General features: G+C 70.1%; 1 protein-coding gene. It reads left to right on the forward strand.

The annotated features are described in order from the left end of the window. The coding region (locus M8J74_RS36180) for an RICIN domain-containing protein (protein ID WP_249840492.1) at positions 1 to 352 on the forward strand (352 nt) is incomplete at its 5' end. Between the last annotated feature and the right edge of the window lie 184 nt (positions 353 to 536).

Here is a 536-nt window from a genome sequence, read left to right on the forward strand (position 1 = left end):
CGTGCCGAACTCGTCCACCACGGCCGGTACGCAGCTGCGGATCTGGGACTGCAGCGGTGGCGCCAACCAGACCTGGACCCGCACGTCCGCCAACCAGCTGACCGTCTACAGCGGCAGCAGTCAGCTGTGCCTGGACGCGTACGACAACCAGACGTCAGCGGGAACCAAGGTGGTGACCTGGCCGTGCAACGGCGGCGCCAACCAGCAGTGGCAGGTCAACTCCGACGGCACCGTCACCGGCACCCAGTCCGGGCTCTGCCTCGATGTCACCGGCGCCTCCACGGCCAACGGCGCCCTGGCCGAGCTCTGGCCGTGCAACGGCGGCTCGAACCAGCGATGGAGCCTCGGCTGACCTGAGCGGCTTCTCTCCGTGGCCGGCGCGTCGCCGGCCACGGACAGGACCGCGCCGGACCATGTGTTCGTTCACCCCCACCCACTGCCCGCACCAGTGAGGAACGCTCATGAAGAAGTACTCGGTCCCCCTGGCCGTCGCGTTGACGGCCGTCCTGGGCATCGGCGCCGCGTCACCCGCGGCG

Source organism: Streptomyces panaciradicis, assembly GCF_023516615.1.
Lineage (GTDB): Bacteria > Actinomycetota > Actinomycetes > Streptomycetales > Streptomycetaceae > Streptomyces > Streptomyces panaciradicis.